Source organism: Streptomyces longhuiensis (genome assembly GCF_020616555.1).
Lineage (GTDB): Bacteria > Actinomycetota > Actinomycetes > Streptomycetales > Streptomycetaceae > Streptomyces > Streptomyces longhuiensis.
In genome coordinates, this window is the sequence record NZ_CP085173.1 from 6039669 (window position 1) to 6063510 (window position 23842).

At 70.7% G+C, this 23842-nt stretch carries 21 protein-coding genes; 7 read left to right on the top strand and 14 right to left on the bottom strand.

All coding sequences use genetic code 11. The features are described 5' to 3' along the window. The first annotated feature begins 3 nt into the window (after positions 1 to 3). Entirely contained in the window at positions 4 to 1404 is a 1401-nt protein-coding gene (locus LGI35_RS28010) for an AI-2E family transporter (protein ID WP_227297018.1), read from the top strand. 117 nt (positions 1405 to 1521) lie between these two features. Here the strand turns inward: LGI35_RS28010 and LGI35_RS28015 are convergent, their stop codons facing one another. After that, positions 1522 to 2052 (bottom strand): alkyl hydroperoxide reductase, encoded by a 531-nt coding sequence (locus LGI35_RS28015; protein ID WP_227297019.1) that lies wholly within the window; start codon positions 2050 to 2052, stop codon positions 1522 to 1524. 6 nt (positions 2053 to 2058) lie between these two features. Then, positions 2059 to 2613 carry a peroxiredoxin gene (locus LGI35_RS28020; RefSeq protein ID WP_100598182.1) on the bottom strand — a complete coding sequence of 185 codons (555 nt, stop codon included), beginning with the start codon at positions 2611 to 2613 and terminating at the stop codon, positions 2059 to 2061. A 161-nt stretch (positions 2614 to 2774) separates the two neighbouring features. On the opposite strand from LGI35_RS28020, the gene LGI35_RS28025 reads away from it, so the two are divergent. Then, a complete protein-coding gene (locus tag LGI35_RS28025; RefSeq protein WP_227297020.1) occupies positions 2775 to 3710 on the top strand; it encodes a LysR substrate-binding domain-containing protein in 936 nt (311 codons plus the stop codon). A 40-nt stretch (positions 3711 to 3750) separates the two neighbouring features. Here LGI35_RS28025 and LGI35_RS28030 read toward each other — a convergent pair whose 3' ends face one another. From LGI35_RS28030 to LGI35_RS28050, 5 genes are all read right to left on the bottom strand, one after another. Continuing rightward, entirely contained in the window at positions 3751 to 6156 is a 2406-nt protein-coding gene (locus LGI35_RS28030; protein WP_227297021.1) for an FtsX-like permease family protein, read from the bottom strand. Next, positions 6153 to 6839: an ABC transporter ATP-binding protein gene (locus LGI35_RS28035; RefSeq protein WP_227297022.1), complete on the bottom strand. Its 687-nt coding sequence runs from the start codon at positions 6837 to 6839 to the stop codon at positions 6153 to 6155. Before LGI35_RS28035 ends, LGI35_RS28030 begins: the two co-directional genes overlap by 4 nt. After that, positions 6836 to 7363 carry a PadR family transcriptional regulator gene (locus tag LGI35_RS28040; RefSeq protein WP_227297023.1) on the bottom strand — a complete coding sequence of 176 codons (528 nt, stop codon included), beginning with the start codon at positions 7361 to 7363 and terminating at the stop codon, positions 6836 to 6838. Before LGI35_RS28040 ends, LGI35_RS28035 begins: the two co-directional genes overlap by 4 nt. Before the next feature lie 114 nt (positions 7364 to 7477). Further along, positions 7478 to 7759, bottom strand: a complete 282-nt coding sequence (locus LGI35_RS28045; protein WP_227297024.1) for a type II toxin-antitoxin system antitoxin — start codon at positions 7757 to 7759, stop codon at positions 7478 to 7480. Further along, positions 7756 to 8685 carry an SPFH domain-containing protein gene (locus LGI35_RS28050; RefSeq protein WP_227297025.1) on the bottom strand — a complete coding sequence of 310 codons (930 nt, stop codon included), beginning with the start codon at positions 8683 to 8685 and terminating at the stop codon, positions 7756 to 7758. Before LGI35_RS28050 ends, LGI35_RS28045 begins: the two co-directional genes overlap by 4 nt. 268 nt (positions 8686 to 8953) lie before the next feature. On the opposite strand from LGI35_RS28050, the gene LGI35_RS28055 reads away from it, so the two are divergent. Continuing rightward, complete coding sequence (locus tag LGI35_RS28055) at positions 8954 to 11230, top strand: transglycosylase domain-containing protein (RefSeq protein ID WP_227297026.1); 2277 nt, start codon at positions 8954 to 8956, stop codon at positions 11228 to 11230. 63 nt (positions 11231 to 11293) lie between these two features. Here LGI35_RS28055 and LGI35_RS28060 read toward each other — a convergent pair whose 3' ends face one another. From LGI35_RS28060 to LGI35_RS28075, 4 genes are all read right to left on the bottom strand, one after another. Then, positions 11294 to 13450 (bottom strand): ATP-binding SpoIIE family protein phosphatase, encoded by a 2157-nt coding sequence (locus tag LGI35_RS28060; protein WP_227297027.1) that lies wholly within the window; start codon positions 13448 to 13450, stop codon positions 11294 to 11296. 49 nt (positions 13451 to 13499) lie between these two features. Further along, complete coding sequence (locus tag LGI35_RS28065; protein WP_376568969.1) at positions 13500 to 14249, bottom strand: class I SAM-dependent DNA methyltransferase; 750 nt, start codon at positions 14247 to 14249, stop codon at positions 13500 to 13502. A gap of 93 nt (positions 14250 to 14342) precedes the next feature. After that, a complete protein-coding gene (gene fomD / locus LGI35_RS28070) occupies positions 14343 to 15035 on the bottom strand; it encodes a cytidylyl-2-hydroxypropylphosphonate hydrolase (RefSeq protein WP_227297029.1) in 693 nt (230 codons plus the stop codon). A 73-nt stretch (positions 15036 to 15108) separates the two neighbouring features. Beyond that, positions 15109 to 16515: a class II fumarate hydratase gene (locus LGI35_RS28075; RefSeq protein ID WP_227300548.1), complete on the bottom strand. Its 1407-nt coding sequence runs from the start codon at positions 16513 to 16515 to the stop codon at positions 15109 to 15111. Positions 16516 to 16631: 116 nt separating this feature from the next. Between LGI35_RS28075 and LGI35_RS28080 the strand changes: the two genes are divergently transcribed. Beyond that, positions 16632 to 18155: a ricin-type beta-trefoil lectin domain protein gene (locus LGI35_RS28080; RefSeq protein WP_376568971.1), complete on the top strand. Its 1524-nt coding sequence runs from the start codon at positions 16632 to 16634 to the stop codon at positions 18153 to 18155. 81 nt (positions 18156 to 18236) lie between these two features. Here the strand turns inward: LGI35_RS28080 and LGI35_RS28085 are convergent, their stop codons facing one another. Continuing rightward, positions 18237 to 19916 carry a fumarate hydratase gene (locus LGI35_RS28085; protein ID WP_227297030.1) on the bottom strand — a complete coding sequence of 560 codons (1680 nt, stop codon included), beginning with the start codon at positions 19914 to 19916 and terminating at the stop codon, positions 18237 to 18239. Between the two features lie 154 nt (positions 19917 to 20070). Here LGI35_RS28085 and LGI35_RS28090 point away from each other — a divergent pair, with 154 nt between their 5' ends. After that, positions 20071 to 20733, top strand: coding sequence for a DUF1707 SHOCT-like domain-containing protein (locus tag LGI35_RS28090; protein ID WP_227297031.1), 663 nt, complete (start codon positions 20071 to 20073; stop codon positions 20731 to 20733). Between the two features lie 152 nt (positions 20734 to 20885). After that, the gene (locus LGI35_RS28095) at positions 20886 to 21263 is read left to right on the top strand and encodes a WhiB family transcriptional regulator (RefSeq protein WP_116510437.1); all 378 of its coding nucleotides are present in this window, start codon (positions 20886 to 20888) and stop codon (positions 21261 to 21263) included. Between the two features lie 99 nt (positions 21264 to 21362). Here LGI35_RS28095 and glpX read toward each other — a convergent pair whose 3' ends face one another. Beyond that, positions 21363 to 22397: a class II fructose-bisphosphatase gene (gene glpX, locus LGI35_RS28100; protein ID WP_227297032.1), complete on the bottom strand. Its 1035-nt coding sequence runs from the start codon at positions 22395 to 22397 to the stop codon at positions 21363 to 21365. Positions 22398 to 22546: 149 nt separating this feature from the next. Between glpX and LGI35_RS28105 the strand changes: the two genes are divergently transcribed. Then, entirely contained in the window at positions 22547 to 23068 is a 522-nt protein-coding gene (locus LGI35_RS28105; protein WP_116510433.1) for a DUF4245 domain-containing protein, read from the top strand. 109 nt (positions 23069 to 23177) lie between these two features. Here the strand turns inward: LGI35_RS28105 and LGI35_RS28110 are convergent, their stop codons facing one another. Then, a complete protein-coding gene (locus LGI35_RS28110) occupies positions 23178 to 23768 on the bottom strand; it encodes a malonic semialdehyde reductase (RefSeq protein WP_116510431.1) in 591 nt (196 codons plus the stop codon). Positions 23769 to 23842 lie beyond the last annotated feature (74 nt).

Genomic DNA, 23842 nt, shown 5'->3' on the forward strand with positions numbered 1-23842 from the left:
ATCATGTCGCGAGTTCCAGGATGGCTCGGCCGGCTCGGCCATGAGCTGAGCCGGATGGGGGAGCGGTTGGACGAGCGCCGCGCCGAGGCCGAGCGTGACGACGGCGGGCACGACTCCGCTCCGGACGTCGCTCCGCACGCCCGTGATGCCGCTCGGACGCCCGCGCACCTGGCCGCCGAAGCGTCCCAAGTGCCCGTCACCCGGCCGGAGAACGGCGGCGGCGACCACGTACCCCCGCCGCCCGCGTACGCGCCCGCGATAGCGGCCAGGCCCGACCCCGTCGCGGCCGTGCCGTGGGGGATGCGGGTCGCGGCCGAGGCCGGCTGGCGGCTGCTCGTCCTCGCGGGCGCCCTCTGGGTCCTGATGAAGGTCATCAGCGCGGTGCAGCTGGTCGTGTACGCGTTCGTCGCCGCGATGCTCATCACCGCGCTCCTCCAGCCGACCGTGGCCCGCCTGAGGAGGCACGGTGTGCCGCGGGGCCTGGCCACCGCACTCACCGCGATCCTCGGCTTCGTCATCATGGGACTCGTCGGCTGGTTCGTCGTCTGGCAGGTCCAGGAGAACATCGACAACCTCTCGGACCAGATCCAGGACGGCATCGACGAGCTGCGCAGGTGGCTCCTCAACAGCCCGTTCCATGTGACCGAGAGTCAGATCAACGACATCGCCAAGTCCCTGCGCGACGCGGTCGGCGCCAACACCGACCAGATCACGTCCGCCGGCCTCGAGGGCGTGACCGTCATCGTCGAGGCCCTCACCGGCATCCTGCTCACGGTGTTCTCGACGCTGTTCCTGCTCTACGACGGCCGGCGCATCTGGGAGTGGACCACCAGGCTCGTCCCGGCGCAGGCCCGTCCGGGCATCTCGGGTGCGGGCCCCCGTGCGTGGCGCACGCTCACCGCGTACGTGCGCGGCACGGTGATAGTCGCCCTGATCGACGCGATCTTCATCGGGCTCGGCATCTTCTTCCTCGGTGTCCCGATGGCGGTGCCGCTCGCCGTCTTCATCTTCCTGTTCGCGTTCATCCCGCTGGTGGGCGCGGTGATCTCGGGAGCGCTCGCGGTGGTGGTGGCCCTGGTGACCCAGGGCGTCTTCACGGCCGTCATGACGCTCGCGGTGGTACTGGCCGTGCAGCAGATCGAGGGCCACATCCTCCAGCCGTTCATCCTGGGCCGGGCCGTGCGGGTCCATCCGCTCGCGGTGGTGCTCTCCGTCGCGGCCGGTGGCCTGGTGAACGGGATCGGCGGCGCGGTGGTGGCGGTGCCGCTCGTGGCCGTGACGAACACGGTCGTCGGCTATCTGCGCGCGCACTCGCGCGAGGCGGCGCTGCGGCAGGCACCTTCGCCGCACGGGGCGACGGCCATCGACGTGGCACCGGTCGATCCGACGGCCACGAAGACCTAGGGCCTCCCGGCCCGGTCAGGCCGGGCTCGCGTCCGGACATACGAGAACGCCGGGCGGGCTGAAGGAAATTCAGCCCGCCCGGCGTTCTCGTATGCGGTGACCGGGGTGATCCGTCCGTCAGGACAGGACGTCCTCGGAGTCCAGGGTGACGCCCACGGCCTGGACGACCGCGGCGATCTTGAACGCTTCCTGGATCGTCTCGCGGTCGACGCCCGCCTTGCGCAGCACCTGCTCGTGCGAGTCGAGGCACTGGCCGCAGCCGTTGATCGCGGAGACCGCGAGGGACCACAGCTCGAAGTCGACCTTCTCGACGCCCGGGTTGCCGATGACGTTCATCCGCAGGCCGGCGCGCAGCGTCCCGTACTCCGGGTCGGAGAGCAGGTGGCGCGTGCGGTAGAAGACGTTGTTCATCGCCATGACGGCCGCGGCCGACTTGGCGGCCGTGTACGCCTCCGGCGACAGGTTCGCCTTCGCCTCCGGCTCCAGCTCGCGCAGCACGCGCGGGGAGCGGGACGCGATCGCGCAGGCGAGCACGGTGCCCCACAGCTGCTGCTGCGGCAGGTCGGAGTTGCCGATGACCGAGCCGAGGTTCAGGCGCAGGTCCTTGGCGTAGTCCGGGACGGCGGACTTGAGTTCGTCGAGAGCCATGTCAGATCACTCGCCCGACAGGAGCGCGACCGGGTCGAGGGTGTTCTCGCCCTTGGTCCAGTTGCACGGGCACAGCTCGTCGGTCTGCAGGGCGTCGAGGACCCGCAGGACCTCCTTGGGGTTACGGCCCACGGAACCGGCGGTCACCATCGTGAACTGGATCTCGTTGTTCTGGTCGACGATGAAGACGGCGCGCTGCGCGAAGCCGTCCTCGCCCTCGATGCCGAGGTCGCGCATGAGCTCGTGCTTCGAGTCGGCGAGCATCGGGAAGGGCAGGTCGGTCAGGTCCGGGTGGTCCTTGCGCCAGGCGTGGTGCACGAACTCGGAGTCGCCGGAGAAGCCGAGGATCTGGGCGTCACGGTCGGCGAACTCGTCGTTCAGCTTGCCGAACGCGGCGATCTCGGTCGGGCACACGAAGGTGAAGTCCTTGGGCCACGCGAAGACGATCTTCCACTTGCCCTCGTAGGTCTTGTGGTCGATCTGCTCGAACTCCTTGCCCTTCTCCAGGGAGACACAGGCAGTCAGATCGAACTGGGGGAACTTGTCACCGACAGTGAGCACGCACTACTCCTTGCAGCATGGAGGGGCCCTTTTTGGGGGCTTTCCAAGGGGGTTGGACTGGTCACGATCGTGGCACAGGGTGCATTGATTATGGAAATAGCTAGACTCGGTTGTGTTGATCGGAACCAGCTATCAGTAGCCCTGGGTAAAGGGGAGTGATCGTGGCAAGCGCCAAGCGGCGACAGCCGAGCCTTGCTCAGCTGCGCGCCTTCGCCGCCGTCGCGGAGTATCTGCACTTCCGGGACGCGGCCGCCGCGATCGGCATGAGCCAGCCCGCGCTCTCCGGCGCCGTGTCCGCCCTGGAGGAGTCCCTCGGCGTGACCCTGCTCGAACGCACGACCCGCAAGGTGCTGCTCTCGCCCGCGGGTGAGCGGCTCGCGGTGCGCGCGAAGGCCGTGCTCGACGAGGTGGGCGCGCTGATGGAGGAGGCCGAGGCGGTGCGGGCGCCGTTCACGGGCGCGCTCCGGCTCGGCGTCATCCCCACCGTGGCGCCCTACCTCCTGCCCGCGGTCCTGCGCCTCGTCCACGAGAAGTACCCGGACCTGGATCTCCAGGTCCACGAGGAGCAGACGTCGTCCCTGCTGGAAGGGCTCGCGGCCGGGCGGCTCGACCTGCTGCTGCTCGCCGTGCCGCTCGGCGTGCCCGGTGTCACCGAACTGCCCCTGTTCGACGAGGACTTCGTGCTCGTCACGCCGCTCGACCACTGGCTCGGGGGCCGGGAGGGGATCCCGCGCGAGGCGCTGCGCGAGCTGCGGCTCCTGCTGCTCGACGAGGGGCACTGCCTGCGTGACCAGGCGCTCGACATCTGCCGCGAGGCCGGCCGCGCGGACGCCCCGGTGACCACGACGGCCGCCGGCCTGTCCACGCTGGTCCAGCTCGTCGCGGGCGGGCTCGGCGTGACGCTGCTGCCGCGCACCGCGCTCGCCGTGGAGACCAGCCGCAGCAGCCAGTTGCTCACCGGGTTCTTCGAGGACCCGGCGCCGACCCGCCGCATCGCCCTCGCCATGCGGACGGGCGCCGCGCGCAGCGCCGAGTACGAGGAGCTGGCCGCGGCCCTGCGCGAGGCGGTGCGGTCGCTGCCGGTACGGGTGTTGTGACCTCGAGAGGCCGTGGCAACTCCCGTACCGGCAGGGTGCGTTACTCGGTGCGCAGGCCGTCCGGCCGCATCATGCGCCACAGCGGCGGCAGGCTGAGGAGTGTCACCACCGCGATGAGCGCGGCGCCGCCCGCCGTCAGCGGGGCGAACACCCACCAGTCGGTGACCTGCTTGTCGATCATGCGGGTCATGACGTAGCCCAGGCCGAGCCCGCCCCCGATCGCCAGGCCGAGGCCGAGGGCGACCGGGATCGCCGTCTGCCACAGGACCGACCAGGCCATGGAGCGGCGCCGCGTGCCGAACGCGGTGAGGGCCGCCAACAGCCGCTTGCGCTCCCGCAGTTGCTCCAGCGTGGAGACCAGCATGGACGCCGCGATCAGGGCCATCGTCGCGGCCGCGCCGATCTGCAGTCCCCTCGCGATGCTCGCGTACTGCTTGTCGCGGTTGACCGCCTTGATCGACATCACGTCGAGCATCGGATCGATGTGGGCCGCGGTGTTGCGCACGTACTCCTCGGCGTCCGGCACCTTCGGGTCGATCTGCACCATGGCCGTGGTCGTCGCCTCGGTCAGCTTCGTGCTGTCGATCGCGCCGGGGGTGGCGAGGATGCCGTCGACCTTGTCGCCGGTCGGGCTGGGCCGCGCCTGGACCGTGCGCGCGTCCCGGGGCAGCGTCCACAGATTCTGGCTCGCCTTGCTGCCGTCGCCGGGCCCCACGTCGACGGGCTTGCCGGGGCGCGCCGACTGGTCGACCCAGTCGTTCATCTTCCGGTCGCCGGTGTGCGAGACGAACGTGTCGCCGTCGCGGCAGCTGCCGACGCGGGCCAGCTCGCGCAGGGTCGCGCAGGTGCCGACGCTGATCGTCGTCGTGGGCGGGATGTCGCCCTCCGCGACCGGGCCGGGGCGCGTGGCGTACGTCGACACGGTGCCGATGACGCTCCTGACGCCCTTCGTGGCACGGAAGTCGTCGATCATCCGCTGCGCGAGCCTGCCGTCGCCGACCAGGGAGTGCACGGTCAGCTGGGCGCGGTGCGGGTCCTGGCCCGTGGCCCGGTTGAAGTCGTCGTGCATCGACGCGAACATCATCTGCAGGGCGACCGCGCCGGCCACCGCGATGGTGATGCCGCTGACGGCGCGGGCCGCGGTGCCGCTGCTCAACTGGAGCCGCCGCGTGGCCAGTTGCCATGGCACCGGGCCGCCGCGCAGCCGGGCCACGACCGATTCGAGCAACCAGGGAAGCAGCGTGCTCAGGCCGACCAGGGCCAGGGTCGCGCCGGTGGCGATGGCGTACGTGTTGATGTCCTGGTCGGTACTGCTGACCCGGCCGACGGCCAGGAGGATCCCGATGCCCGCGACGGGCAGGAGCAGCCGCCACCACAGACGCCGCCTGCGAGGCGTGCCGCCGCGCACGACACCGAGCGGCTCGATGGCCACCGAGCGCAGCGAGAAGACGGTGACCAGGACCGCCGCGAGCGGCACGGCCACGACGATCAGCGCGGCGAGCACCGGCACCGGCCGCAGGTCCGACGGGAACGCGCTGACCCTGTCGACGTCGACCACGGCGACCAGCTGCCGGATGGCGAGGAAGAACACGGCGCCGACGGCCAGGCCGAGCAGCGCTCCGAACAGGGACTCACCGGCCGCGATCCGCCGTACCGCCCTGGCGTCCGCGCCGACCAGGCGCAGCGCGGCCAGGCGCCGGTCGCGCCGGTCGCCGCCGAACCGCACCGCCGTACCGATGAAGACGGCCACGGGCGTGAGCAGTACGACGCAGATCAGTACGACGAGCACCATCAGGAGCGCGTTCAGCGGCTCCGACATGTCGTAGCCGAACCGCGCCGCCCGGTAGCCCCCGTCGCGGGTCGTGAGGGTGCCGGATCCGGCGTAGAAGAAGAGCTCCTGGGGGGAGACCAGGCCGGCGTCGGCGATCGTTCCGGTGACGCGGTAGTCGCGGAAGCGCTCCTTGAGGAGCTGCGCGCCGGGGTCGTCGAGGAGGTCGCGCAGCGCGGGCGAGACCACCAACTCGTGGTCGCCGGGCAGCTTGCCGAGGCCGGGCGGAAGGACGGGCCGGCTGCCCTCGGCGCGTACGAACCTGCCCTCCAGCGAGTGGTCGCGGAACGTCGTGAACGCGTCCCGCATCAGCACGGTCGTGTCGGACCGCTTGATCTTGCCCGCGAGGGTCATCCGGTCCGCGGCCTCGCGCGCCGAGGAGCGGTCGCCGCGGTGGTCGGTCAGATACGGCACGGACGCGGCGCCCAGCAGCAGCGCGACGCCGAGGCCCACGCCGACGGCGGTGAGGATCGTGCGGACCCAGCCCTCGCGCCCGCCGCCGGCCGCGAAGCGCATGCCCATGCCCAGATCGCGGATCCAGGCGCGCACGCCGGTGGGCGCGGACGCCTGCGCCGTGACCGCGGGCGAGGGCTGCGGCTTCGTACGCGTCACGCTCATGCGATGCGCTCCATGTCGCGGGACCTGCCGTCGCGGACGATGATCTCGCGGTCCGAGTACGCGGCGACGCGGGCTTCGTGGGTGACGAGGACGACGGCGGCGTGGGTGGAGCGGGCGGCTTCGGTGAGCAGCTCCATGACGCGCTCGCCGTTGAGGGAGTCGAGGGCGCCGGTGGGTTCGTCGGCGAACAGGACGCGGGGGCTGGTGGCCAGGGCGCGGGCGACGGCGACGCGCTGGCCCTGTCCGCCGGAGACCTCGCCGGGGCGCTGGCCGGTGAGGTCGTCGACCTCCAGGCGCTCCATCCAGGCGCGGGCGGTGGCCTCGGCGGCCTTGCGCTTGGCGCCGTTGAGGCGCAGGGGCAGGGCGACGTTCTCGAGGCAGGTGAGCTCGGGGACGAGCTGGCCGAACTGGAAGACGAAGCCGAAGTCGCTGCGGCGCAGGGCGCTGCGGGCGGCGTCGGACAGGGTGGCCAGGTTCTGTCCCGCGTAGGTGATGGTGCCTTCGTCGGGGGTGACGATGCCGGCGAGGCAGTGCAGGAGAGTCGACTTGCCGGAGCCGGAGGGGCCCATGACGGCGACGACCTCGCCGGGGTGGACGGAGAACTCGGCGCCGTTGAGGGCCTTGGTGGCGCCGTAGGTCTTGTGCAGACCGTGGGCGGTCAGGAGGGAGCCGGCGGGGGTCATGGCGTGCGCACCTCCGCGGCGAGCTTGTCCAGGCGGGCGGCGGCGAGTTCGAGCCAGCGCAGATCCGCTTCGAGGTGGAACAGGGCGTGGTCGCAGATGAGCTGGTCGGCGAGGTCGCCCTTGCGCTTGCGGTCGGTGAGGATGCGCATCATGCGCAGGTGCTCGGCGCGCTGGGTGTCCAGGACCGTGGTGGCGTCGCGCTCGGTGAGCAGCGCGAGGACGACCTTGGTGTAGAGGACGGACTGGAGGTAGGGCTCGGGCGCCTCGGGGGTGGCGAGCCAGCGCTGGACATCGGTGATGCCGGCGTCGGTGATGGCGTAGCGCTTGCGTTCCGGGCCGCCGCCGGCCTCGATCCCGTCGACCTCGACCAGGCCGTTCTTCAGGAGCCGGGACATGGTCGAGTAGACCTGTCCGTAGTGCAGCGGCTTGTCGTGCCCGAAGGTGGCGTCGAAGGTGCGCTTGAGGTCGTAGCCGTGCCGTGGGCCCGACTCGAGAAGTCCCAGAAGGGTGTGACCGATGGACATGGCGGTCACTATACATAGCGGGTATACGTTGCGTGTATAGCTGTTCGGGGGCGGGGTTCCGGGAGGACTTCGGGGGGGAGACGTGAACGGTCCGGGGCGTGTGCCCCGGACCGTTCACTGCGCCTCGCCTCCCGTGGATCCCTTGGGCGGCCGCCCCCGCCGCGGCAGCGGCCCCGCCGAGCCGGGCAGCCGCCCGGCCTCCGCGAGAGCGCGCCGCAGCAGGAACTCGATCTGCGCGTTCGCCGAGCGCAGGTCGTCCCCGGCCCACCGCGCGAGCGCGTCGTACACGAGCGGGTCGAGTCGCAGCAGCACCTGCTTGCGCTGCGGCCGCGACCGGCGTGCGGGCCCCTGAGAGGGTTCCTCGTGCGACTCGTGCGCCTCGTCTGGAGGGCTCACTGGTAGAGCGTTCCCGTGTTCAGGACCGGCTGGGCGGCGCGGTCACCGCACAGGACCACGAGCAGATTGCTGACCATGGCCGCCTTGCGCTCCTCGTCGAGCGCCACGAAGTCCTGCTCCGTGATCCGGGCGAGCGCGTCCTCGACCATGCCGACCGCGCCGTCCACGATGAGCCGCCGTGCCGCGACCACGGCGCCCGCCTGCTGGCGCTGGAGCATGGCCGAGGCGATCTCGGGGGCGTACGCGAGGTGCGTGAACCGGGACTCGATGATCTGCACGCCCGCGGTCTCCACGCGCGCGTGGAGCTCGACGGCGAGCTTCTCGGTGATCTCCTCGGCGTTGCCGCGCAGCGAGAGGCCGGCCTCGTCGTGCGCGTCGTAGGGGTACTCGATGGCGATGTGCCGCACGGCGGCCTCGGTCTGCGTGGCCACGAACTCCAGGAAGTTGTCGACCTCGAAGGTGGCCTGCGCCGTGTCCTCGACGCGCCACACGACGACGGCGGCCAGCTCGATCGGGTTGCCGTAGGCGTCGTTGACCTTGAGGACGGCCGTCTCGTGGTTGCGTACGCGGGTCGAGATCTTGGTGCGGGACGTCAGCGGGTTCACCCAGCGCAGGCCGTCCTCGCGGATCGTGCCCCGGTAGCGGCCGAAGAGCTGGACGACGCGGGCCTCGCCCGGCGCCACCATGTTCAGCCCGCACATCGCGAAGAACGCGACTATCGCGACCACGACGCCGAGGACGATCAGGCCCGCCTTCGCGCCCGCCGAGGGCAGTGAAGCGCCGGTCGCGATGAGGGCGACGCCCGCGATGAGGCCGAGCAGGCCCAGCAGCAGGGCGAGCCCGCCGCCGATGCTGTGGGCGACGACCTCCTTGACGCGCGGCTTGGGCATCTCGGGTACGTCGGCTGTGGTGTCCGTCTCGGACATGAGGGTCCCCGTTCTGTGAGCTGGCGGTTCTCGCGAACCAGTTCTAGCAAAGTGATATCACTTTATCGCGTGCGGCAACCATCTGCACCTCCCGATCGTCGGTTCCCAGTGGGGTGGGTGCTGATTGTCACGTCCGGAAATGCCCGGATCGGCAGCCTTTTGCCCTTAGGTGCGGTGTTAGCTTCATGAGCTGATTCAGCACCGATGAGTGTGAAGTGCGCACGTGCGCGCTGACGTGTCAGCGACTAGAAGCGGAGTAACGGGAGCCATGGGTCGAGCGGACGAGAGACGAGCACGGCAGCGCGGCGGCGCGCGCCGGGCGGGGCGCGGGGGCTCGTCCACCCGGCGGACGGGTATACGCCGTCTCTTCACCTGGAAGAAGATCCTGGGGGCGTTCTTCGGGTTCGTGCTGCTGTGCATGGGCGCGTTCATCGTGCTCTACCTGGTGATCGACGTCCCCGAGGGCAACCCGGACGCGACGCGGCAGAGCAACGTCTACAAGTACAGCAACGGCGACACCATGGCCCGTATCGGCCAGGTGAACCGCGAGATCGTCGACCTCTCCGAGGTGCCCAAGCCGGTCCAGGAGACCTTCGTCGCCGCCGAGAACAAGACGTTCTACAAGGACAAGGGCATCGACCTGAAGGGCACCGCCCGCGGTGTGATCAACACGGTCACCGGCAAGGGCAAGCAGGGTGGTTCGACGATCACCCAGCAGTACGTGAAGAACTACTACCTCACGCAGGACCAGACCGTCACGCGCAAGCTGAAGGAACTGGTCATCTCGCTGAAGGTGGACCGCAAGAAGTCCAAGGACGACATCCTCGCGGGCTACATCAACACCAGCTTCTACGGCCGCAGTTCGTGGGGCATCCAGGCCGCCGCCCAGGCCTACTACCACGTCGACGCCAAGAAGCTGACCGTGGAGCAGGGCGCGTATCTCGCGGCGCTCCTCCAGGCCCCGAACCAGTACGACTGGGGCATCGCCTCGGACACCGGCAAGAGGCTCGCCGTGGCCCGCTGGAACTACGTCCTGGACAACATGGTCGACATGCACTGGCTCAGCGCGAGCGAGCGCAAGGGTATGACGTTCCCCAAGCCGAAGGCGCCGAAGGCCGCCGCCGGGCTCGAGGGCCAGGAGGGCTACCTCTACACCGCCGCCAAGGCCGAGGTGATGAAGGACCTGAACCTCACCGAGGCGCAGTTCGACGCGGGCGGTTACACGGTCACCCTCAACATCGACCGCAAGAAGCAGAAGCAGCTGGAGAAGTCGGTCAAGCAGCAGCTGACCGACCACCTGGACCCGAAGACCAAGAAGCCCGACTCCCGGGTGCAAGCCGGTGCCGCCTCGGTCGACCCGAAGACCGGCAAGGTCCTCGCGCTGTACGGCGGTGAAGGGCTCAGCGAGCACTACGTCAACAACGCGACCCGCACCGACTACCAGCCGGCCTCCACCTTCAAGCCGCTGATCCTCGCGGCCGCCCTGGAGAACAACGCCACGACGCAGAGCGGGCAGTCGATCAAGGCGAGCACGATCTACGACGGCACCAACAAGCGGCCGGTCGTGGTCGACGGGAAGAAGGTCGGCTTCGCGCCGCCGAACGAGGACGACCACAGCTACGGCCCGGTCACGGTGCAGACCGCCATGAACAAGTCCATCAACTCCGTCTTCGCGCAGATGGGCGTCGATGTCGGCATGGACCAGGTCATGGCGACGGCCAAGAAGCTCGGCATGGACGACGCCGACCTCAAGCCGTACCCGGCGCAGACCCTGGGCACCATGGGCGCGAGCCCGATGGAGATGGCCGGTGTCTACGCGACGCTCGACAACCACGGCAAGCAGGTCACTCCGCAGATCGTGAAGTCCGTGTCCAAGCAGGGCCAGGACGTCCCGCTGCCGGACGCGATAGGCAACCGGGTGATCAGCCGCGGCGCCGCGGACTCGATCACCTCGGTCCTGACCGGCGTGGTCGACGACGGTACGGCGAAGGTCTCGGTGCGTGACAACCCGGCCCGCGACGGCCGGCAGGTCGCGGGTAAGACCGGTACCTCCGACGACAACAAGTCGGCCTGGTTCACCGGCTACACGCCGGATCTGGTCACCTCGGTGGGTCTGTTCGGCGAGGGCGCGCTGAAGACCTCGGAGGCAGGCAACCAGGTGCCGATGAAGGGCGCCGGCGGTCTGCCCCGCGTCGACGGCGGCAGCTTCCCGGCCCGCATCTGGGCCCAGTACACCTTCAACTCGGCGAGTCCTAGCGCCGAGTTCGACCTCGACACGGACATGGGCGCGGCCGTCGAGGTGCCGTCCACCCCGCAGGACACCCCGAGTGCCCCCGAGTCGACCCCGGAGGACACGCCGAGCGCTCCCGAGTCCACCCCCGAGGACACCCCGAGTGCCCCCGAGTCGACCCCGGAGTCCACCCCGCCGACCGACGACCCGTCAGGCGGTGTCACGCCCCCGACCGGCCCGTCGTCGCCGACCTTCGGAATCCCCGAGGACCCGGCCGACTCGGGCAGCAACAAGCCACGCGGCCTGAACGGCTGAGAGCGACCCATACGAGTGGGCCCGGAACCGTACGGTTCCGGGCCCACTCGCGTGTGTCCGGGTTCAGGCGGTGCCGTTCCCGTGCGGCAGCTCGAACCACACGACCTTGCCGGTGCTCAGCCGCGTCGCACCCCAGCGCCGCGCCAGCCTGTTGACCAGGTACAGGCCGCGCCCGCCCTCGTCGGTGGCGCGGGCCTGGCGCAGCCGGGGCAGCTGAGGCACGTCGTCGCCGACCTCGCAGCGCAGCACGTCGGTCCGCAGCAGGCGCAGCGTGACGGGCCGGGACGCGTACCGCACGGCGTTCGTCACGACCTCGCTGACAAGGAGCTCCACCGAGTCCGTCAGCTCCTCCAGGTCCCACCGGGCGAGCGCGCTGCGCGCCAGGCGGCGGGCCCGGCCCGGCGCCGCGTCCTCGGGGTCGAGGAGCCAGTAGGCGACGTCGCTCGGCGCGATCCCGTCGAACCGGGCCGCGAGCAGCGCGATGTCGTCGTCCCGGTCGCCCGGGCCGAGCATGTCGAGGACCTCGTCGCACAGCGCCTCGAGTGGCGGCGGATGGTCGGGACCCGTCAGCTGGGCCGTCGCGGCGAGCCGCTCCCGCAGCTGCTCTATCCCGGTCCACACGTCCCGCAGCCGCGACTCGACCAGACCGTCCGTGTAGAGGAGGAGCGTCGCGCCCGCCGGGGCGTCCAGCTCGACCGCCTCGAAGTCGACGCCGCCGACACCGATCGGGGCGCCCGGCGGGACCCGCAGCACCTCGGCGCGGCCGCCCAGATGCAGCAGGACCGGCGGCGGGTGGCCCGCGTTGGCGATGGTGATGCGGTGCGAGACCGGGTCGTAGACCGCGTACAGACAGGTCGCCATGCGGTCGCTGCCGAGGCGCTGGGCCTGCTCGTCCAGATGGTGCAGGACCTCCTGCGGCGGCAGGTCGAGACCGGCGAGGGTCTGCGCGGTCGTGCGGAGCTGGCCCATGATCGCGGCGGACGTCATGGAGTGGCCCATGACGTCGCCCACGACCAGGGCGACGCGGCTGCCGGGCAGCGGGATCGCGTCGTACCAGTCGCCGCCCACGCGCGCGGTCTCCGCGGCCGGCAGATACCGGGACGCGAGGCGCACGCCCGTCGGCCGCGGCAGCGTCTCGGGCAGCATCGTGCGCTGGAGCTCGTCGGCGATGTACGCCTCGCGGCCGTACAGGACGGCCTTGTCGATGCCGAGCGCGCTGTGCGTGGCCAACTGCCCCGCGACCAGCAGGTCGTCGTTCTCGAACGCGTGGCGCTCGGGGCGGCGCAGGAAGACGGCCGCGCCGATGACACGGCGGCGCCCGCGCAGCGGCGCGAGGATCGCCCGCTGCCCGGTGGGCAGGGCGAGGTCCGGGTCGTCGCCGAGGAGCTCCGGCAGCGCGGCCAGGGCGGCGGGCGAGTCCGCGAACACGGGCCGTACGCCCCTGAGCACCTCGGCCAGCGCGCCGCCGGTCCGCACCTCGCACAGCTCGGCGGTGACGGGGTCGCCCTGGGCGGTGCCGGCCGCCATCGTCAGGAGTCCGCCGCCGTCGGTGTCCGGGTCCTCGGCGCCCTCCTCGATGAGGCGCAGCCGGTCCGTCCTGCGCAGCCGCAGCACGACGGGCCCGGTGGGCCGCTCGTCGCCGACCGGCAGCGGGTCCCGCAGATACACCAGGATCACGTCGGAGAACGTGGGTACGGACGCGCGGCACAGGCCCATGACGATCTCGTCGAGATCGATTCCGCGGGCGATCCGCCGGGTCGCGGCGCCCACGAAGCGCAGCCGGTCCCCGTCCCGCCGCATCGGGACGGGTGTCCCCGGCGGCCGCGGCTGTCCGCTCCGCCGGTCGGGCACGGGCCTCGGCCGGTGCGGATCGTCCGGTCCGGCGTCCGACAGGGCGTGCTCGGGCGCGCTCCCACCGGCCCCGGAGGCGGAACCGGGCTTGCGCCGCCCGGGCACGCCACCGCCACCGCTCTCACGGCGCGGCGGCTCGGGTGCGGGTGCCGCGCCGGAGCGCTCGGGCGCGGCGCCGCGCGGTGCGGAGGCGCCTGACGCGGGCGCGCGGCGCGCGGGATCGGCGTCGTCGGCGGACGCGGTCGCTCCGGGGCGCCCCTGAGCGGGGAACGCGTCGGAGGCGCGCCTCAGTGCCCCGCGGGGGTCCGCGGGGGCGGCGGGGCGGGCGGCCGGCCGGCGGCCCTCGTGGGAGGTGGGGTGCTCCGTCACGCGTTTCGAATCCGTCCGTCCTGGGCTGCGCGCCTAACGACGTGCCGCTTCACTTTCCGGCGCGCCGGCAGTTGAAGAACAGCTGGTGTTCGGGTGGTACATCGGTGCTTGCCGGAGCGTACGCGTACGTGTGCTCGCCGGTGATCTCCAGTCCCGCGTCGCGTACGACCTGGCGCAGCTCGTCCCGCAGAAAACCCGATACCCGGATTGTGTGCCCCAGGAACGGAATCTCGGCGTCGTCCAGATCGGCCTCGACCATCGACAGGGCGAGCAGCCCACCGGGCCGGAGCATCGAGCGCAGCAGCCGCAGCGCCGCGGGGATCTCCGCGCGCGGCAGCATCAGCAGCGTGAAGAAGCAGGTGACGGCGTCGAACTGGCCCAACTCGCCCTTTTCTTGGCCCGGTTCGGGTCTCAGTGACGCGAGGTCCAGCTGGTGGAACTCGGCCTCGGGCACGTTCTTGCGGGCGAGCTCCAGCATGCCGGCCGACAGGTCCACGCCGACCACCGAGTGTCCCGCGTGCGCCAGTTGACGGCTCGTCGGAACTCCCGTACCGCAGCCCACCTCGAGTATGCGCGAGCCGGGCGCGAGGCCCGCGAGGAGCGCGTCGACCGCGGCCAACTGGCCCTCCTTGTGCGGGAAGGCGTCGTCGTAGCGGGCGCCGATCGCGTCGAAGGCCTCGGCCTGGCCCGTACGGTCGGGCGCCGGGGTCCGGCGGCTGTTCCCGGACTCCTCGTACGTCTCGTAACCCTCGCTGCCGTGACTCACGGTCCCGCCGCCCCTCGATGACCTCGTTGACATCGTGTCAGACCTGCTGCAAGCACGAAGAGTTGTACCTGTGTGCACTTGCGGAGGACGATCCTACGTTTGAACCACGGGGGCGCATCAAGGGTCTCATGAGGACACTTGCGCGGGCGTACGGTCCCAGTCACCCGGAAGCGCGGGAACCGGCCACGACGGATCGGGCCGCCAGTGCTGCCAGCCGTCGGGGAACGGGTGCCCCCAGTCCTCGATCACCTCGACCGCGGCGCGCCCCGCTCTGCGTACGGATTCCGCCTGCGCCGCGCTCATCAGGCCCGCGATCTGCGCCTGCGCGAACTCGTCCTCGTCGAGCCAGCGCCAGGTGCGGTCCGCGTAGACCGACAGGTCGAGGAAGTGGTCCTCGGAGTCCACGCCGCCGGCCCAGCGCACCTGCGGCTGCTCCAGATTCACGTACCAGTTCCTGAACTGCCAGCCCGGCTCCCAGAACAGCCACACCGACCAGGGCTCGCCGGGCCGCGCCAGCTTCAGGACGCCGGTGCCGAACCACCGGTCGCGCAGCACGGTGCGCGGCTTCGTGTACCGGGTGGCCAGCGGCTCCTCGTGCACCGGTGTGCCGTCGGCCAGGACCGGTTTCACGCACTCGGTGCCGGGTGCCAGCCACACGGCGAGCAACTCGGCGCTGTCCTCGACGACCGTGACGGGGCGGCAGATGTGGAAGCCGTCCCCGCCGTTCGTCCGGTAGCGCCACAGAATCCGGCTGCCGGGCGCCCAACGCCCAACGCCGCCGTCGGTCCCACCCGCCAGAATGCTCGTCCGGTCCGTCATGGACAGATATTAGGTGCCCCCGGCACGTGACGCTGCGGTGCGCGTCACGAATTCGGTCAGTCGCCGGGCGCTGTTACGGGCGCGTCATCCGCAGGACATCCAGCGCCTCGTCGAGTTGTTCGACCGTGAGATCGCCGCGCTCCACGTAGCCGCCGTCCAGGACGACGTCGCGGATCGTCCTGCGCTCGGCCAGTGACTTCTTGGCCACCTTCGCGGCCTCCTCGTAGCCGATGTACTTGTTCAGCGGGGTCACCACGGACGGTGACGACTCGGCGTACTCGCGGGCGCGCTCGCGGTTCGCGGTGATGCCGTCGACGGTCCGGTCGGCGAGCAGGCGCGAGACGTTGGCGAGAAGCCTGATCGACTCCAGGACGTTCCTGGCGATGACCGGCAGCATGACGTTGAGCTCGAAGTTCCCGGCGGCGCCAGCGGCGGCGACCGTCGCGTCGTTCCCCGTGACCTGGGCGGCGACCATGAGCACCGCCTCGGGAATGACCGGATTCACCTTGCCCGGCATGATCGACGAGCCCGGCTGGAGGTCCGGCAGGCTGATCTCGGCCAGTCCGGTGCGGGGGCCCGACGCCATCCAGCGCAGATCATTGGCGATCTTCGTCAGGCCGACGGCGATGGTCCGCAGCTGCCCGCTGGTCTCCACGATGCCGTCGCGCGCGCCCTGCGCCTCGAAGTGGTTGCGCGCCTCGGTCAGCGGCAGGCCCGTGGTCCGCGCGACCTCCTCGATGACGGCGGCTGAGAACCCGGGCGGCGTGTTGATGCCGGTGCCCACCGCCGTTCCCCCGAGCGGCAGTTCGGCCAGGCGCGGCAGCGAGGCCCGAAGCCGTTCGATGCCGTACGCGACCTGCGCCGCGTAGCCGCCGAACTCCTGCCCGAGCGTCACCGGCGTCGCGTCCATGAGATGCGTACGCCCCGACTTCACGACGTCGGCGAACTCCTCCGCCTTGCGCTCCAGGGCCGCCCGCAGATGGCCGAGCGCCGGGATCAGGTCATGGGTGACGGCGGCGGTGGCCGCGATGTGGATCGACGAGGGGAAGACGTCGTTCGACGACTGGGACGCGTTCACGTGGTCGTTCGGGTGGACGTCGCGGCCGAGGCGCTCCGTCGCGAGCGTCGCGAGCACCTCGTTGGTGTTCATGTTGGACGACGTGCCCGAGCCGGTCTGGAAGACGTCCACGGGGAACTGGTCGTCCCAGCGCCCGTCGGCGACCTCGCCGGCCGACTCCGCGATGGCCTGCGCGATGTCCTTGTCCACGACCCCGAGCTCGGCGTTCACATGGGCCGCGGCCGCCTTGATGCGCGCGAGCGCCTCGATGTGGGCGCGCTCCAGGCGCTGCCCGGAGATGGGGAAGTTCTCCACGGCACGCTGCGTCTGGGCCCGCCATTTGGCGTCCGCGGGGACCCGTACCTCGCCCATGGAGTCGTGCTCGATCCGGTACCGGCCGCTGTCGCCGCCGCCGTCACTCATCGCCGTCGTCATCGTCATCCCTCCGTCAAACGTGAGCACTTGTCTTGTTCTGGCTATTCCCAAGTCTCTTACCCGCCAGTAAATACCTCGGGTAACACCCAAACCGGGGAGGCGTCATGAACGTCCTGCACCGCACCAGACCCAGCATCAGATGCGCCGTCGCCGTTGTCGCGGCGACGGCCGCCGCACTTGTCGGCCTGACCGCGCCGACCGCGTCCGCGGCACCCGCCGCCGCGGCCACCACTCCACTCCCGCCCGACCTGGAGAAGATCCGCGCCGCCGAGGCCACCAAGCTCTACGGGGACCCGGCCGAGCGGCCCCTCGCCGACCGTAGGACGGCCCTCATCTCGCTCGGGGACAGCGAGATCTCGGGGGAGGGCGTCGGCACCTATGAGGCCGGCACGAACGGGCCGGACAACTGGTGTCACCGCTCGCCCGACTCCGCCATCCACCGCACTGGGATCCCGGCCGACGTGACGTACAACGTCTCCTGCTCGGGCGCGTACACCGGCAACATCCGCATCGGCGGCAGCAAGCAGTACGCCGACGAGCTCGTGCAGAGCGACGCGCTCGCCGTCAAGGCGCGCAACACGAAGATCAAGATGATCGTGCTCGTCGCGGGCGCCAACGACGACCTCCAGTTCGGTCCCGTCATGACCGACTGCGTGACCCGCTACCTCACCCTCCAGGGCGCGTGCGAGCCCAAGTACGCGCCGGGCTGGCAGGCCAGGGTCGACGGGCTCGTGCCCAAGGTCGAGGCGACCGTCGCCGACCTGAAGACCGTGATGCGCGGCGCGGGCTACGCCGACAGTGACTACAAGCTCGTCCTGATGGGTTACCCCAGCCCCATCGGCCCCGACATCCACGACAACCCCAGCTTCCCCGGCAAGCTGCCCGGCGGCTGTCTCGGCTACGACTCCGACGCCGCCTGGGGGCGCAACGCGGCCGTGCCCGCCTTCGAGCGCGGCATGCGCAAGGCCGCGCAGGAGTCCGGCGCCTTCTACCTCGACAACTCCCGCCTCTTCCAGGGCCACGAGGTCTGCATGGAGGACGCCTGGGCCCGCGGCCTCTACGTGGACGTCTCCAACCCGTTCCCGCCCGACTCCAACTCCGTGCGCCAGTCCTTCCACCCGAACGCGCGCGGCCACGGCGCCTTCGCCTCCTGCCTCACCCAGCTCTACAACTCCGGCTACCGGGAAGCAGGTTGCGCCGATTCCGCCAGTACCGGCACCCCCAAGCTCTACAAGGGCGGCTGGGACGACGCGTACCGGCCACTGAAGAACGCGGGCACCGGCACGTGCGCCGACGCCAAGGGGGGAAGCAGCGCGAACAACACCGCCGTCATCGGCTGGGACTGCTCGGGGACCCGTAACCAGGGCTGGTGGTACGACACGGCCGGCCGGGCCCTGCACTCCGAACTGACCCAGGACCGCTGCGTGGACGTCCCCGGCAGCGCCTACAAGGCGGGCACGGCCCTCGTCCTGTGGAACTGCCACGGCGGCGCCAACCAGCAGTTCGTCCGCCAGGGCGACACGCTGCGCCCGGCCGCCGCGACGGGCCTGTGCCTGACCCTCGCCTCGGCGAAGGACAACGTACGGCTCCAGAACTGCGACGGCTCGGCGGGCCAGCGGTTCGCATGAGCTTTCGTGGACAGGCGGACAGCGCAAAGGCCGCCCGTCGCCGTGACGGCGACGGGCGGCCCTGCTTGCGTGTGTCAGGTGTTACGCGAGACCGGGGCCGCGCACCGGGATGCTGGTGAACGTGGGCGCCGGGGCCGGGTCCTTGAAGAAGTCGTTGCCCTTGTCGTCCACGACGACGAACGCCGGGAAGTCCTCGACCTCGATCTTCCAGACCGCTTCCATGCCGAGCTCCTCGTACTCGACGACCTCGACCTTCTTGATGCAGTCCTGCGCGAGACGGGCGGCCGGGCCGCCGATCGAGCCGAGGTAGAAGCCGCCGTGAGCGTTGCACGCGTCGGTGACCTGCTGCGAGCGGTTGCCCTTGGCCAGCATGACCTTCGAGCCGCCCGCCGCCTGGAACTGCTCGACGTAGGAGTCCATGCGGCCGGCCGTCGTCGGACCGAAGGAACCGGACGCGTAACCCTCCGGGGTCTTCGCCGGGCCCGCGTAGTACACCGGGTGGTCCTTCAGGTACTGCGGCATCTCCTCGCCCGCGTCCAGGCGCTCCTTGATCTTGGCGTGCGCGATGTCGCGGGCCACGACCAGGGGGCCGGTCAGGGAGAGGCGGGTCTTGACCGGGTACTTCGTCAGCGCGGCGAGGATGTCGTCCATCGGCTGGTTCAGGTCGATCTTCACGACGTCGCCGGCCTCGTCGCCCTCGCTGAGGGTCTCCTCCGTCGTCTCCGGCAGGAAGCGCGCCGGGTCCGTCTCCAGCTGCTCCAGGAAGACACCCTCGGCGGTGATCTTCGCGACGGCCTGGCGGTCGGCCGAGCAGGACACGGCGATCGCGACCGGGCAGGACGCGCCGTGCCGCGGCAGGCGCACCACGCGCACGTCGTGGCAGAAGTACTTGCCGCCGAACTGCGCGCCGATGCCGATCTTCTGCGTCAGCTCGAAGACCTTCTCCTCCAGCTCCTTGTCACGGAAGCCGTGGCCGAGCTCGGAGCCCTCGGCGGGGATCTCGTCCAGGTAGTGCGCGGAGGCGTACTTCGCGGTCTTCAGCGCGTACTCGGCGGACGTGCCGCCGACGACGATCGCCAGGTGGTAGGGCGGGCAGGCCGCCGTACCGAGCGAACGGATCTTCTCCTCCAGGAACTTCATCATCGAGCCCTCGTTGAGGACCGCCTTCGTCTCCTGGTAGAGGAAGGACTTGTTGGCCGAGCCGCCGCCCTTGGCCATGATCAGGAACTTGTAGGCGCCGCCGTCGGTCGCGTACAGCTCGATCTGCGCCGGCAGGTTCGAGCCGGTGTTCTTCTCGTCCCACATGTTCAGCGGGGCCATCTGCGAGTAGCGCAGGTTCAGGTTCTTGTACGCGTCGTAGATGCCGCGCGAGAGGGCCGCCTCGTCGCCGCCCTCCGTGATCACGTTCTGGCCGCGCTTGCCCATGACGATCGCCGTGCCGGTGTCCTGGCACATGGGGAGCACGCCGGCGGCCGCGATGTTCGCGTTCTTCAGCAGGTCGAGCGCGACGAACTTGTCGTTGCCCGACGCCTCCGGGTCGTCGATGATGCGGCGCAGCTGGGCGAGGTGGGCCGGGCGCAGGTAGTGCTGGATGTCGTGGATCGCCTCTTCGGCGAGCTTGCGCAGCGCCTCCGGCTCGACCTTCAGGAACGTACGGCCGTCCGGCCCCTCGGCGGTCGAGACACCCTCCGTGGTCACCAGGCGATAGGGGGTGGTGTCCTCGCCCTGGGGGAGCAGATCGGTGTACGCGAACTCAGGCATCTCGCCCATTCCTCTTTCGGCCGTTAGCAGCTGGCATCCATTGGCAGCGCCAACCAGCGTAGAACCTGACGGCACGGGCGAGCCTGTGAGGTAAGGCTCAGTTCCCGCCGTCGCCCCCTAGTCGCGATCTATCGCGTTTGGGTACGCTGACCCGGTGGACCTTGAGAAGCGCCCCGACCAGCCCGCGCCGCAGACCGATCTGCGCGCCTCCGACGCCGACCGCGACCGCACCGCGGACATCCTGCGCGAGGCCCTCGCGGAGGGCCGGCTCACCGCGGATGAGCACGCCGAGCGGATCGACGGGGTGTACCGCGCCAAGACCCACGCCGAGCTGGAGCCGTTCGTCAGGGACCTCCCCGGTGCCCACAACCAGCGCCGGCCCGTGGCCTTCTCGCCGGCCCCGAACCGCCCCACCGCGGTCCCGGCGGTCGCCGACGAGAACCTGGTCGCCGTGTTCAGCACCTCGGCCCGCAAGGGCCGCTGGCGCGTGGGCCGCAGGACTCACGCGTACGCCGTCTTCGGCAACATCGAGATCGACCTCAGCGAGGCGATCTTCGAGTACCAGCAGGTCGTGATCAAGGCGGTCTCCGTCTTCGGGAACGTGGAGGTCCGCGTCCCGGAGAACGTCTCGCTGCGCGGCAGCGGCGGCGGCGTCCTGGGCAACTTCGAGGTGGACACGCTCGACTCGGCCGACCCGGACGCGCCCGTGGTCTACGTCGACGGCATCGCGGTCCTCGGCAACATCGAGGCCAAGCCCAAGCGCGGCAAGCGCCTGCGCGATCTGCACGACCGCATGCGCAAACACCTCGACGGCTGACCCGCCCCGGGGGCGGTGGACGCACGGAGCGGGCGCGGCGGCCCGGGACCGGGGAACTCCCGTCCTTCGGAACTCAGTGCATAGGCGCGCACACAGCGGGTAGAGGTTGCTGCATCGTCGCTCGCTCGCGAAGCCGTCGTCAGGAGTAGACCGTGCTGCATCCGCCGCATCAGTCCCTGCAGGTCGCCGCCGTCCCCCCGCAGCGGGGGCCAGTGCGAGATCGGGACCAGGACGCCCCGTGGCACACGGAGGCCGTGTGCAGGCGCGACGAAGCCGGCCTTTTCTTCGCCCCTTCCAAGGAGCCGACCGCGGCCCGCCTGTCCCGCGAGGAGGCGGCCAAGCGCGTCTGCGCCCGCTGCCCCGTGATGGTCGAATGCCGCGAGCACGCGCTCCTTCAGCCCGAGCCCTACGGGGTGTGGGGCGGCCTCACCGCCGCCGAGCGCCGTGTGGTCCTCGCCCGCAGGCGCCGGCGCGAGGTCGAGCTCCAGAAGGCGACGAGCTCGGTCGACCAGATCCGCGCGGCCGGCTGACGACCCCCCGATACGCGAATGGGGCGCCCCTCCGCACAAAGGGGCGCCCCGAACGCGTAAGGGGAAAGAACCTGTCCGGCGCGACCTGCCGGTCGTGGCCTACTTGGCGCGGTCGAAGTCGATCGCGCTGTACGCGCGCAGCTTCGACAGCCGGTGCTGCGAGTCGATCTGACGGATCGTCCCCGACTTGGAGCGCATCACCAGCGAGGACGTCGTGGCGCTCTCGGCGCGGTAGCGGACGCCGCGCAGCAGCTCGCCGTCCGTGATGCCGGTGGCGACGAAGAACACGTTCTCGCCGGAGACCAGGTCGTTCGTCGACAGGACCCGGTCCAGGTCGTGGCCCGCGTCGATCGCCCGCTGGCGCTCCTCGTCGTCCTTGGGCCACAGCTTGCCCTGGATGACACCGCCCAGGCACTTGATGGCGCACGCCGAGATGATGCCCTCGGGGGTGCCGCCGATGCCCAGGAGCAGGTCGACGCCACTGTCCTCGCGCACCGCGAGCACGGAGCCCGCGACATCGCCGTCGGAGATCAGCTTGATCCGGGCGCCGGCCTCGCGGACCTCCTTGATGATGCCCTCGTGGCGCGGCCGGTCCAGGATGACGACCGTGACGTCCTCGGGAGCGGCCCGCTTGGCCTTGGCGATACGGCGGATGTTCACCGCGACCGGGGCGTTGATGTCCACGTAGTCGGCGGCCTCGGGGCCCGCGACCAGCTTGTCCATGTAGAACACGGCGGACGGGTCGAACATGGTGCCGCGGTCGGCGGCGGCCAGGACCGCGATGGCGTTCGGCATGCCCTTGGCGCAGAGCGTGGTGCCGTCGATCGGGTCCACGGCGATGTCGACCTCGGCGCTCGTCCCGTCGCCGACGCGCTCCCCGTTGTAGAGCATCGGGGCTTCGTCCTTCTCGCCCTCACCGATGACGACGACGCCGTTCATCGAGACGGTGGAGACGAGGGTGCGCATGGCGCGCACGGCGGCGCCGTCCGCCCCGTTCTTGTCGCCGCGGCCGACCCAGCGGCCGGCGGCCATGGCCGCGGCCTCGGTGACGCGGACGAGCTCCAGGGCGAGGTTCCGGTCGGGAGCCTCCGCGGGGACTTCGAGTTCGGACGGCAACTGGTGATGCTCGGTCATCGAGACGCACCTTTCTGATACGACGACGGCCGGATGAGGGTGATGGCCCCGACTCTATCGTCAGGCCGACAAAATGAGCAGAGGGCCCCACGTATGAGCAGACCGGGCCCACGTGCGGTGATCGCTCACGTACCTGCGACGATGGGGGCGTGGCAGGTACCAAAGGCAAGAAGACCGTGGGCAGTCTGGTCCTCTCGATGGGCGCGACCGTCATCGCGGCGGCAGGCATCTACGTGTTCGTCCCGCACGACGACTCCGGCACCCCGCCGGTGAAGCGCGTGGACTACCGCGTGGAGCTGCTGACGGCGCGACGCGCCGCCCCGTACCCGGTGGCGGCACCCGAGGGACTCGCGAAGTCCTGGAAGGCGACGTCGGTGCGGTTCCAGGGCTCGAACTTCGACGCCTGGCACCTCGGCTTCCACGACGCCGACGGCCAGTACGTGGGCATCGAGCAGTCCACCGAGAAGGCGTCGGCCTTCATCGACCGGGCGAGCCAGGGTGCCACCGAGACCAGCGCGACGCAGCGCATCGGCGGCGAGACCTGGCGGCGCTACAAGGGTGACCAGTACGACGCCCTGGTGCTCAAGGCCGACAAGTCGACAACCGTCGTGACCGGCACGGCGTCGTTCGCGCAGCTGACGAAGATGGCCGAGGCGCTGCGGGCGAAGTAGGTGCTTCCGGGATCTCCGCGCGGGGGATCTCGGGGATTCGGCGCAGGGGAAAGGCCCCCCGGCTGTTGCCGGGGGGCCTTTCCTTTCCCGTGAAGTGTGCGGGAGCGACTCAGATCGTGGTGATGACCTGGTCGTGCTCCAGGCGCGGGGAGCGCGGGAACCAGGCGTCCTCGCCCGGCTTGCCGATGTTGATGACCATCAGCGGGGTGTGGTCGTCGTCCAGGAACTCCTTCTGGACACCGGCGAAGTCGAGGCCGGTCATCGGGCCCGCGGACAGGCCGGCGGCGCGGACGCCGATGATGAAGTACGCGGCCTGGAGGGTGGCGTTCAGGGCGGCGGCACCCTCACGGGCGGGGCGCTCCGCGAAGAAGACGTCCTTGGCCTGAGGGAAGTGCGGGAACAGCGCCGGGAGCTCCTCGTGGAACTCGTTGTCCGCGGAGAGGATCGCGACCAGCGGGGCGGACGCCGTCTTCGGACGGTTGCCCTCGGCCATGTGCTGCACGAGGCGCTCGCGGGCCTCGGGGGAGCGGACCAGCGTGATGCGCAGCGGCGACTGGTTGAACGCGGTCGGGCCGAACTTGACCAGGTCGTAGATCGCCTGGACCTGCTCGTCGGTCACCGGCTCGTCGGTGAAGGTGTTCGCGGTGCGGGCCTCGCGGAACAGCAGGTCCTGGGCGGCGGGGTCAAGAACGAGAGACATGGATCAACCTTCTCGATACGTACGTGCTGGGGGTGCGGGCGGTCCGTCGCGACGCTGCGAACGGATCACCCGAT

What these genes read in the sequence shown, in the direction of transcription:
- LGI35_RS28065 (WP_376568969.1), bottom strand. Translation starts at nt 14,249, where the DNA reads ATGTCAACGAGGTCATCGAGGGGCGGCGGGACCGTGAGTCACGGCAGC.
- LGI35_RS28080 (WP_376568971.1), top strand. Translation starts at nt 16,632, where the DNA reads ATGAACGTCCTGCACCGCACCAGACCCAGCATCAGATGCGCCGTCGCC.
- fomD (WP_227297029.1), bottom strand. Translation starts at nt 15,035, where the DNA reads ATGACGGACCGGACGAGCATTCTGGCGGGTGGGACCGACGGCGGCGTT.
- LGI35_RS28015 (WP_227297019.1), bottom strand. Translation starts at nt 2,052, where the DNA reads ATGGCTCTCGACGAACTCAAGTCCGCCGTCCCGGACTACGCCAAGGAC.
- LGI35_RS28030 (WP_227297021.1), bottom strand. Translation starts at nt 6,156, where the DNA reads ATGAGCGTGACGCGTACGAAGCCGCAGCCCTCGCCCGCGGTCACGGCG.
- LGI35_RS28055 (WP_227297026.1), top strand. Translation starts at nt 8,954, where the DNA reads ATGGGTCGAGCGGACGAGAGACGAGCACGGCAGCGCGGCGGCGCGCGC.
- LGI35_RS28040 (WP_227297023.1), bottom strand. Translation starts at nt 7,363, where the DNA reads ATGTCCATCGGTCACACCCTTCTGGGACTTCTCGAGTCGGGCCCACGG.
- glpX (WP_227297032.1), bottom strand. Translation starts at nt 22,397, where the DNA reads ATGACCGAGCATCACCAGTTGCCGTCCGAACTCGAAGTCCCCGCGGAG.
- LGI35_RS28075 (WP_227300548.1), bottom strand. Translation starts at nt 16,515, where the DNA reads ATGAGTGACGGCGGCGGCGACAGCGGCCGGTACCGGATCGAGCACGAC.
- LGI35_RS28085 (WP_227297030.1), bottom strand. Translation starts at nt 19,916, where the DNA reads ATGCCTGAGTTCGCGTACACCGATCTGCTCCCCCAGGGCGAGGACACC.
- LGI35_RS28010 (WP_227297018.1), top strand. Translation starts at nt 4, where the DNA reads ATGTCGCGAGTTCCAGGATGGCTCGGCCGGCTCGGCCATGAGCTGAGC.
- LGI35_RS28050 (WP_227297025.1), bottom strand. Translation starts at nt 8,685, where the DNA reads ATGTCCGAGACGGACACCACAGCCGACGTACCCGAGATGCCCAAGCCG.
- LGI35_RS28110 (WP_116510431.1), bottom strand. Translation starts at nt 23,768, where the DNA reads ATGTCTCTCGTTCTTGACCCCGCCGCCCAGGACCTGCTGTTCCGCGAG.
- LGI35_RS28035 (WP_227297022.1), bottom strand. Translation starts at nt 6,839, where the DNA reads ATGACCCCCGCCGGCTCCCTCCTGACCGCCCACGGTCTGCACAAGACC.